Here is a 9,665-nt window from a genome sequence, read left to right as displayed (position 1 = left end):
CACAACGGGGGCCCGCCCTGCCGGGGCGCGGGTCTGCCCCCCCCCCCCCCCCCCGGCCGGCCCCCCCCCCCGCCCCGCCCCAGCCGCGGGGGGGGCCCCACGGCCCGCCCCGGAAGCAGAGGTGATGTGGTGTCAGGCAGATTGCTGCGGTTCGTCTGTTCTACGGCGCTGGCCACGGTGGTCGTCGGGGCGACCCCCGCGCTGGCCGTTCCGGCCGCCCCCGGCAGGCCCGTACCGGAACCGGGCCCGGCAGCCTCGCCCGCCCACGCAGGCAGCACCGCCCACGCCCGTCCCGGCCCCACCGCGTCCCCGGGAGCGGCCCACTCCGGTCCGGCGAAACACGCACCCGCGAAACCCGCACCGGCCCGCCCCGCACCGGCCGGCACCACACCGAGCGCCTCCGCCCGGCCCGGCCCCGGTCTGCCCGGCCCCGGTGCCGCGCCCGCCACCCCCCGTACCCCGGCCGAGGCCACGCTCGCCCGGCTGCGGACCCTCTACCGGCAGTCCGAGCAGGCCGGGCAGACCTACCGCGCCACCACCGAGGCGCTCAAGCGGCAGGAGACCAAGGCGAAGAGTGTCGGCGCCGGTCTGGTGAAGGCGCGGATGGAGCTGGCCCGGAGCCGGGACGCCGCCGGGCGGCTGGCCCGTGAGCAGTACCAGCAGCAGTCGGAGCTGTCCCCCTATCTGGTCCTGATGCTCAGCGGCGACCCCCAGCAGGCACTGGACGCCGGGCACCAGATCAAGCGGGCGTCGGCCGACGTACTGGCCAGGGCGGAACGGCTCAGGAAGGCCGAGCAGCACGCCGGGAAGCTCGACACCGCGTCACGCGCCGCGCTGCAGAAGAAGCAGGCGCTCGTCGCCAAGCAGAAGAAGCAGTACCGGACGGCCCAGGCCCGGCTGCGTGAGGCGGAGGCGCTGCTCGCCGGGCTCTCCCCCGGCGAGGCGTCCGACGTCAGGGCCCAGGACGACGCCGACACCACCGCGGCCCAGGACGCGCTGGACAGCTCGGGTGCGCTGAGCGGACCGCAGGCGTCGGCTTCCGCGCGCGGTGCCAAGGCCGTGGCGTTCGGGCTCGCCCAGGTCGGCAAGCCGTACCTCTGGGGCGCCGAGGGCCCCCGGTCCTTCGACTGCTCGGGGCTGACCTGGCGAGCCTGGGCGCACGCCGGGCGCACGATTCCCCGGACCAGCCAGGAGCAGTGGCGCCGGCTGCGGAAGGTCTCCCTGCGGTCGCTGCGCCCGGGCGACCTGATCGTCTACTTCCCGGGGGCCACCCATGTCGCGCTGTACATCGGCGGCGGCAAGGTCGTCCAGGCCCCCCGCCCCGGCGCCAAGGTCAGGGTCTCGCCCATGGCGTCCAACCCGGTCATCGGCGCGGTCCGCCCGGACGCCCGACCGGTCGTCGGCACGGGGCGTCCGGGAGGCTCCGTCAGCCGGCGGTGACCGAAGCCAGATAGGCCTCCGTCTTCTCCGGCTCGAAGAAGAAGTTCTCGAAGTCGGCCGGGTCGTCGAAGCCGTTGGCGAAGCGGTCGGCAACCGGCTGGAGCTGCCCCGCGGCCCCGATGAGGTTCAGTACGTGCTCCGGCGGGACACCCAGCATCGCGTTGGTCCACTTGGTGACGTGCTGGGCGGTGTCCCAGTAGCGGTCGAAGGTCTGCTGCATCCAGGTCTCGTCGAAGGGCTGGTCGCCCCGCTCGACGATGGAGCCGAGGTAGCTGGCGGCGCATTTGGACGCCGAGTTGGAGCCCTGTCCGGTGATCGGGTCGTTGGCCACGACCACGTCGGCGACGCCGAGGACCAGGCCGCCGCCGGGCAGCCGTCCCACCGGGTTGCGGACCGTGGGGGCGTAACGGCCGGAGAGCGTGCCGCCCGCGTCGGTCAGTTCGACGTCGGTGGCCCGTGCGTACTCCCAGGGGATGAACTTCTCCATCAGGCCGAGGGTGAGCGCCAGATGCTCGGAGGGGTCCTTGACGCCCTGGAAGGCGTCCAGCGGGCCGCCGGGTATGCCCTCAAGGAAGAGGATGTCCGCGCGGCCGCTGTGGGTGAGCGTGGGCATCACGAAGAGTTCACCGACGCCCGGGACCAGATTGCAGCGCACCGCGTCGAAGTCGGGGTGCTCCGGGCGTGGGCCCATGCCGTGTACGTACGAGACGGCCAGCGAGCGCTGCGGCACCGTGAACGGCGAGCGCGCCGCGTCCCGGCCGAACATCGAGACCAGCTCGCCCTTGCCCGCCGAGATCATCACCAGGTCGTACGTCCGGGCGAAGAAGTCCAGGTCCGATACGGCCGCACCGTGGATGACCAGCTGGCCGCCGCGCTGCGCGAAGGTCTCCATCCAGCCGGCCATCTTGACGCGCTGGTCGACGGACTGGGCGTAACCGTCGAGCCTGCCGACCCAGTCGATGGCGCGGGACGAGTCCGGGGCCGCGACCGAGACGCCCAGGCCCTCGATCTTCGGGGCCTGCGACTCCCAGAAGTTGAGCTGGAGGTCGCGCTCGTGCTGGAGCGCCGTGTGGAACATGCACTGCGTGGACATGACCCGGCCGGAACGGATCTCATCGGATGTGCGGTTGGACATGAGCGTGACCTCGTAGCCCTGGGACTGGAGGCCGAGAGCCAGCTGGAGCCCGGACTGCCCGGCTCCGACGATGAGTATCTTCCGCATGGCGGGTGGTTCTCCTATTCGGGGGTGGTGTCGAGTGCGTGGCCCACCAGGGTCAGCAGCGACTCGACCACCGTCAACCTGTTGCGCGCGTCCATGATCAGTACGGGCACGTGCGGGGGAATCGTCAGCGCCTCCCGCACGTCCTGCGCCTCGAAGTCCGGTGTGCCCTCGAAGTGGTTGACCGAGACGATGTACGGCAGTCCGCAGCTCTCGAAGTAGTCGAGCGCGGGGAAGCAGTCGGCGAGCCTGCGGGTGTCGGCGAGCACTATCGCGCCGATCGCGCCGCGCACCAGGTCGTCCCACATGAACCAGAAGCGCTGCTGCCCCGGGGTGCCGAACACGTACAGCACGAGGTCGTTGTCGAGCGTCAGCCGGCCGAAGTCCATCGCCACCGTGGTGGTCAGCTTGTCCGGGGTGGCGCTGAGGTCGTCGGTCTCCTCGCTCGCCTCGGTCATCAGGGCTTCGGTCTGGAGCGGGGTGATCTCCGATACGGAGGTGACGAAGGTCGTCTTGCCCACCCCGAAGCCGCCCGCCACCACGATCTTGGTGGATATGGGGGCCCGGGTGCGGTCGTTCTGCCAGGCCTGGACGGCCTCTTCGGCTTCGGCGGGGATCAGCGTCTCAGAGACGGCGGAGTCCACTCAGCACCCTTTCGAGCAAGGCGCGGTCGGGCTGGCCTTCGCCGTGCCCGGTACCGTACACACGGATTCTTCCCTGGTCCGCGAGGTCGCTGAGCAGGACCCGGACGACCCCCAGCGGCATTTTGAGCAGCGCCGAGATCTCCGCGACGGTGCGCATCCGGCGGCAGATCTCGACGATGGCGGCCATCTCCGGCATGAGACGCGCCGGGCCGTTGGCCAGCTCCGGGCGCTCGGGCGGTGCCTCGATCGCGGCCACGAAGGTCTCCACGAAGAGGATGTGGCCGAACTTGGTGCGGCCGCCGGTGAGCGAGTACGGGCGCACGCGCGCGGGGCGGCGGTCCGGGTTGCGGACCGGGAGGGCCGGGGTCACTGGGCGCTCTCCATCGATTTGCGCAGCTCGCTGCGGAGTTCGGGGGTGAGGACATGACCGGCGCGGCCGACGAAGAGCGCCATGTGGTACGCGACGACGCTCATGTCGCAGTCCGGTGTGGCGTGGACACCCAGCAGCGAGCCGTCGCTGATCGACATGACGAAGACACTGCCCTCCTCCATCGCGACCACCGTCTGCTTGACACCTCCGCCGTCCATCAGCTTCGCGGCGCCGATGGTGAGGCTGCCGATGCCGGAGACGATGGTGGCCAGGTCGGCCGCGGAGCCCTTGGGGCCGCTCTTCCGGACGGGTTCGGCGGGAGCGGGTGCCGGGACCTCGGAGTCCGACGAGAGCAGCATCAGCCCGTCCGACGAGACGACGGCGATCGAACGGAGTCCGGGGACCTCCTCCACGAGATTCTTCAACAGCCAGTGCAGGTTCCTGGCTTCACTGCTGAGTCCGAATGTGCTGGGCGCAGTCAACTGCGTGCCTCCTCGACACTGTCCCCCGCGTCATCGGTCCGTACAACATCCGATCTCTGCTCCGAGATCTCCGTTTCGACGTCCTTGCGGCCGTCCTTGGCTCCCTGGTGGAAGCCGCCGAGCCTGCTGCGCAGGGCAGCGGCGTCCACACTGGCGGTGCGCTGTTTCGGGGCCGTCCCGGCCGGCCTGGTGATCTTGGGGACGCGCTTGGGCAGTCCCTTGTCGGTGGTGGTGCCGGCTTCCTGCTCCGGGGTGGCTACGGAGGGGTCCGGGGCGGGGGCCGCGTCGGCCGCCGGGCCGGGGTGCTGCCCCTGCCCGGGTTCCGGCGTGGGCGCGGTCACGGACGTGGGCTCCGGCGCGGGGACGGGCCGCCGCATGGTGAAGGTCGGCTCGTCCACCTCGTCGGGGGTGCGCTCGTGGGAGTCGGCCCCTATCTCGTAACGCGACCTGGCCGGGATCGTGTTGGAGTTCGCCTCGGCCATCGAGCCCGGCAGGTTCAGTGCGGGCGCCGCCCCGGCGCCGGGGACCAGGTGCGAGGGTGCGGCCGGGGGTTCGTCCGGCAGCAGCGCGCTGGGCAGTACGACGACTGCGGCCACCCCGCCCTGCTTCTGCTCGCGCAGCTCGACCCGTACGCCGTGCCGCTTGGCCAGCAGCGAGGCCACATGGAGGCCGAGCCCGGACTGCTCGTCGCCCGGTGCGCCCGGACGGGACGCGTCGGGGTCGGCGAGCAGCGCGTTCAGCTCGGTGCGCCGTCCGGGCGACATGCCGATGCCCTCGTCCTGTACGGAGAGCATCACCTCGCCGTTCTCCAGGAGCCAGCCGGAGAGCTGGACCCGGGCCTCCGGCGGGGAGAACGCGGTGGCGTTCTCCAGGAGTTCGGCGACGAGGTGGCTGATGTCGTCCGCGGCGAAGCCCGCGACATGGGAGCGGGGCGGCAGGGACTGGATCGCGACCCGTTCGTACCGCTCGATCTCGCTGACCGATGCGCGCAGCACGTCCACCAGCGGGACGGGGGCCGCGCTCTGTCCATGGCCGTGTTCGGTACCCGCGAGGACCAGCAGGTTCTCGCTGTGGCGGCGCAGCACAGTCGCCATGTGGTCGAGCCTGAAGAGCGTGGCCAGCGCCTCGGGGTCCTGTTCGCGCTCCTCCAGGCCCTCGATGACGGTGAGCTGACGCTCGACCAGGCCGAGGGAGCGGAGCGAGAGGTTGACGAAGGTCGACTGGATGGTGTGGTGCAGCCGGTCGGCCCGGGCGTTGGCGTCGGCGGTGTCCGCCTCCAGCATGGCGCGTTCGGCGTCGAAGCGGTCACGGCCGCCTCGCAGGTCGCGCTGGTCGCCCGCGAGGCGCTCGGCGCGGGCCCCGGCGGTCAGCACCCTGGTGTGCAGGGCGTTGATGGACCGGACGACCTGGGCGAACTCGTCGTTGCGGCCGGTGAAGGCGATCGGCTCCTCCGACTCGGGGGCACCGGCCAGGCGCGCGGCGCCGATCCGGAGCACGGCGAGCGGACGGGTGAGCGTACGGGCGACCGCGGCGCCGATCCCGATGGTGAGGAGCAGCAGCACCCCGGCGAGGGCGATCCGCAGTTCGAGGGCGGTCACGGCGTCGTCGCGGAGCGCGGCGAGCCGTTTGCCCTGTGCGGTGGCGAGCGAGGCCTCGACACCGCGCATCTGGTCGGTGCGCGCGCCGAGCGCCGCGCCGACCTTGGCCGGGTCGGTCTGCTGGGCGGCGGCGGAGAGCGTGGGCTGGTCGGCGAGGCGCGAAAGGTAGCCCTCGGCGCTGCTGACCTCGGATCCGGAGACGGTGGAGGCGAGCGACTCCTGGTCGGCCGGGGACGCCTCCTGGTCGAAGTCGGCGAGTGCGGCGAGTTCGCGGACCCTGGCCTGCTGGGCCGCGGCGCTCAGTCCGTCCCGGGTACGCCCGTCGGCGCCGACGGCGACCCCCTGCCGCTGGACGTAGGTGCCGGTCGTCGCGTCGTACACGGTGGTCGCGGCGGGGCGCGGGACGGCGAGGGCGCCGAGCAGCAGGCCACGGGTCCGGGACGCCTGCCCGACCGCACGGCCGAGGTCGACCGTGGCGCGGGTGGCCGCCGCCGCGTCGGGCGGAGTCCGGTCGGCGAGCTGGGCCGCGGTCTCCTGGACCTTGTCGATCAGGTCGGAATACGCCTTGTTGGCTTCGAGCGCGGTGCTCTTGCCGGTGAGGGCGGTCCTGCGGACGGAGGGCAGGGTGGCGAGGTCGTGACGGAGGGCGGCCGGGGCGGCCGGGCCGATCTCCTCGATGTCGCTGTCGACCCGGGTGGCCCGGTCGGCCGCCAGCTTGTCCTTCTTTGCGCGCCCGCCCGCGATGTAGACCGTGACGTCGTCCCGCTCGTCGGCGAGGTCATGTGCCAGGGAGAGGGTCTGCTGGTCCAGGTCGGAGAGGGTGACCAGCCGCTGAGCGTCGGTCAGTTCGGCCGACGCGCCGTACACCGACGGGGCGCTTGCCGCGAGGACGGCGAGACCGACGACGGCCACACCGCCGACCAGGCGCCTGCGTACCCGGGTGGTGCGCTCGGGCGCCACGCCTCCGTTGCCCCGAAGCCGCTTGTTCTGCACCGGTGCTCACAATCTTGACTCGTCCACGCATGACGCCGAGATGATGACCGATCACAAGGATGCGCTCCCACCTCTGGTACGGCTTCTGACCATTCCAGTGGTTTTGGGAGGGGAGTGCGCATCACCAGGTCAGCCACCTGAACGAGTGAACATCAACTGCAAGTTGGCGAACAACTCTGCGACCCGCGCACGCGGGGCGCGCACGGGGCGCCGGTTGGAACTTCCGGACCGGCTTTGGCAGGATGCCCGCCCGCAGCGGCCCGGCGCCGTCACGGAGTCGTACATTCCCTACCAAGTCCCACCGCCCGTACGGCGGTCCGTACCATTCGCCCGTGACTGTGCGCCCGCCGTGAAGGCCTCAGGCAGACTGAACGCCATGCGGATCGAACTCGCCTCCACACCCGGCAACCCCGAACGCCCCAATGAGGACTGGACGGGTGCGGTCCTGCCTGCCTCGGGAGAGGGCGGTCTGCTCGTCCTGCTCGACGGTGTGACACCGCCGGCCGGGCCGGACGGATGTGTGCACGGCGTGCCGTGGTTCACGGCCCGGCTCGGCGGGTCCCTGGTCGAACTGTCCGGTTCGCGGCGGGATATGAGCCTGCGTGAGGTACTTGCGGAGGCCATTCGCCTTACCGCCGGAAGGCATGGCTCAACCTGTGACCTTTCTCACGTACGCACCCCTCAGGCAACCGTCGTCATGGCGCGTTGGTCGGCGGAGACCCTGGAACACCTGGTGCTGTCCGACTCGGTGCTGCTGATCGAGGAGGCGCCGGGGACGGTACGGGCGGTGCTCGACGACCGGCTCGACCGGCTGCCGCGCGAGGTGCTGGCGACCGAGGCGACGGCCGACGCCGCACGGAACCAGGAGGGCGGCTTCTTCACCGCGGCGGCCGATCCGGCGGTGGCGGAGCGCGCGGTGACGGGGCGCACACCGCTGGCCGGGGTGCGGGCGCTGGCGGCGCTCAGCGACGGTGCGAGCCGGTGGGTGGAGGTCTTCCGGGAGGGCGACTGGGCGGAGTGCCTGGCGTTGCTGCGCAAGGAGGGTCCGGAGGCGCTGATCGGGCGGGTGCGGGCACTGGAGGACGCGGACACGGCACGCGCGTTCCTGCGGGGCAGCAAGACGCACGACGACGCGTCGGCCGTGCTGCTGGAGCTGTAACCGTCCGGCCGGGCAGGTACGCGGTCCGGCATGGCAGGTACGCGGCCGGCCACGGCCCCCGGTTCCCGGCTCACTCCTCGGCGCGTGCGTTCAAGTGGTGGAGCAGCCGGGCCAGTTCGGCGACCTCGGCCCGGTCCCAGCCCTCCAGCTTGCGTACGTACTCGGTCCGGCGCGCGTCCCGCACCCGCCGCATCCGCTCCCGCCCCTCGACGGTGAGCTGCACCAGGAAGGCCCGGCCGTCGCCGGGGTCCTGCTCCCGGGTGACCAGCCCGAGGTTCTCCAGGGAGCGCAGTTGACGGCTCATGGTCGCCCGGCCGACACCGATGTAGCCGGCCAGGTCGGTGGCGCGCTGCCCGCCCCACTCGTCGAGGCAGACGAGCAGCCCGTAGGCCGCGGCCTCCAGATCGGGGTGGACGGCGCGGGACATCTCGCCGGACGAGGCCCGCGCCCGGCGCAGGAAGACGGTCAACTCCCGCTCCAGCGCGAGGAATTCATGGTCCACACCACTCTCTGGCGGGACGGGGAGTTCACTTCCGGTACCGCTGTCGTGCACGTCAGCACCCCTCAGGAGCTTTCCCGATACTGAAAGTTTCTTTCAGCGTCTGCCATCGCCGCAGATGGGCCAGTATTTCGCAGGAGTAGACCAACGGCAGCACCCAGGCCCCCTTCCGCCGTACGGGTCTACGTGCGTAGCGTCGTCCTCGCTGACATGTTCATATGTCTCACATCAGGACATGCCGGAGAATTCCCCCTGCTCCCCCCACCAAGCCTTTCGGAGGCACGCTCATGCCCGTGCTCAGATCCGGAACGGCCCGACGCGGACGTATCGCCGCAGTCGGGATCCTTGTCGCCCTCCTCACCTCCCTGCTGGCCCTGCCCGGTTCGGCCTCGGCCGCGGACTTCCCCGCGCGCGGCACGGCCACCATGGGGATGGGCGTCATCGCACACGACGGCCAGGGCGGCACCCCCCGTGACATCCGCGCGGCCCAGACCGAAGGCGTCGACGTCTCCGGTTACCAGGGCAACGTCAACTGGTCGACCCTGTGGGGCAGCGGAGTGCGCTGGGCCTACACCAAGGCGACCGAGGGCAATTACTACACGAACCCCTCCTTCACCCAGCAGTACAACGGCTCCTACAACGTCGGGATGATCCGCGGCGCGTACCACTTCGCGACCCCGAACGACTCCAGCGGCGCCAACCAGGCGAACTACTTCGTCAGCCACGGCGGCGGCTGGTCCCGGGACGGCAAGACCCTGCCCGGTGTGCTCGACATCGAGTGGAATCCGTACGGCGACGCCTGCTACGGGCTGAGCGCGGCATCGATGGTCGCCTGGATCCACGACTTCGCCAACACCTACAAGTCGCTCACCGGCCGCGACGCGGTGATCTACACCGCGACCAGCTGGTGGACGCAGTGCACGGGCAACAACAGCAGCTTCGGGGCCACCAACCCCCTCTGGATCGCCCGCTACGCATCGGCGCCGGGCACGCTGCCGGCCGGCTGGGCCTTCCAGACGATGTGGCAGTACACGTCGAGCGGACCGACCGTCGGTGACCACGACAAGTTCAACGGCGCGCTGGACCGGGTCCAGGCACTCGCCAACGGCTGACGCGGCGCACCCCGGGCCGCCGCCCGGGACACGACCCACGCGGGGGGGCCCCCCCCCGGGCGGGGGGGGCCCCGGGGGGCCGGGGGACCCCCCGGCCCGGGGGGGCCCCGGCGGGGGGCCCCCCCCCCCCGGGGGGGCCCGGGCGGGGC

The 9,665-nt window shown here is 71.8% G+C and carries 9 protein-coding genes; 3 read left to right on the top strand and 6 right to left on the bottom strand.

Features of this window, described 5'->3' with window-relative positions; genetic code table 11:
• Positions 1-129: 129 nt before the first annotated feature.
• The gene (locus ACFXBC_RS00145) at positions 130-1,440 is read left to right on the top strand and encodes an NlpC/P60 family protein (RefSeq protein ID WP_385016546.1); all 1,311 of its coding nucleotides are present in this window, start codon (positions 130-132) and stop codon (positions 1,438-1,440) included.
• Here the strand turns inward: ACFXBC_RS00145 and ACFXBC_RS00140 are convergent.
• The 5 genes from ACFXBC_RS00140 to ACFXBC_RS00120 are packed head-to-tail and all read right to left on the bottom strand — an operon-like array spanning position 1,427 to position 6,746.
• Complete coding sequence (locus tag ACFXBC_RS00140; RefSeq protein WP_385016543.1) at positions 1,427-2,662, bottom strand: styrene monooxygenase/indole monooxygenase family protein; 1,236 nt, start codon at positions 2,660-2,662, stop codon at positions 1,427-1,429. The two genes, ACFXBC_RS00145 and ACFXBC_RS00140, sit on opposite strands and share 14 nt — an antisense overlap.
• 14 nt (positions 2,663-2,676) lie before the next feature.
• A complete protein-coding gene (locus ACFXBC_RS00135; RefSeq protein WP_385016540.1) occupies positions 2,677-3,303 on the bottom strand; it encodes an ATP/GTP-binding protein in 627 nt (208 codons plus the stop codon).
• Entirely contained in the window at positions 3,284-3,673 is a 390-nt protein-coding gene (locus tag ACFXBC_RS00130; protein ID WP_385016538.1) for a DUF742 domain-containing protein, read from the bottom strand. The genes ACFXBC_RS00135 and ACFXBC_RS00130 overlap by 20 nt, the downstream gene beginning before the upstream one ends.
• Complete coding sequence (locus tag ACFXBC_RS00125) at positions 3,670-4,155, bottom strand: roadblock/LC7 domain-containing protein (protein WP_385016535.1); 486 nt, start codon at positions 4,153-4,155, stop codon at positions 3,670-3,672. Before ACFXBC_RS00125 ends, ACFXBC_RS00130 begins: the two co-directional genes overlap by 4 nt.
• Entirely contained in the window at positions 4,152-6,746 is a 2,595-nt protein-coding gene (locus ACFXBC_RS00120) for a nitrate- and nitrite sensing domain-containing protein (RefSeq protein WP_385016532.1), read from the bottom strand. Before ACFXBC_RS00120 ends, ACFXBC_RS00125 begins: the two co-directional genes overlap by 4 nt.
• Positions 6,747-7,122: 376 nt before the next feature.
• Between ACFXBC_RS00120 and ACFXBC_RS00115 the strand changes: the two genes are divergently transcribed.
• Positions 7,123-7,905, top strand: a complete 783-nt coding sequence (locus ACFXBC_RS00115; RefSeq protein ID WP_385016529.1) for a hypothetical protein — start codon at positions 7,123-7,125, stop codon at positions 7,903-7,905.
• 70 nt (positions 7,906-7,975) lie between these two features.
• On the opposite strand, the gene ACFXBC_RS00110 is transcribed toward ACFXBC_RS00115, so the two are convergent.
• On the bottom strand, positions 7,976-8,458 hold the full coding sequence (locus ACFXBC_RS00110; RefSeq protein ID WP_385016526.1) for a MarR family winged helix-turn-helix transcriptional regulator: 483 nt from the start codon (positions 8,456-8,458) through the stop codon (positions 7,976-7,978).
• A 233-nt stretch (positions 8,459-8,691) separates the two neighbouring features.
• Here ACFXBC_RS00110 and ACFXBC_RS00105 point away from each other — a divergent pair, with 233 nt between their 5' ends.
• Positions 8,692-9,516, top strand: a complete 825-nt coding sequence (locus ACFXBC_RS00105) for a lysozyme (RefSeq protein WP_385016523.1) — start codon at positions 8,692-8,694, stop codon at positions 9,514-9,516.
• Positions 9,517-9,665: the final 149 nt, after the last annotated feature.

Source organism: Streptomyces sp. NPDC059398 (genome assembly GCF_042751845.1).
Taxonomy (GTDB): domain Bacteria; phylum Actinomycetota; class Actinomycetes; order Streptomycetales; family Streptomycetaceae; genus Streptomyces.
The sequence above is the reverse complement of the archived record's forward strand: the minus strand, read 5'-3'. Positions and strand labels throughout refer to the sequence as shown.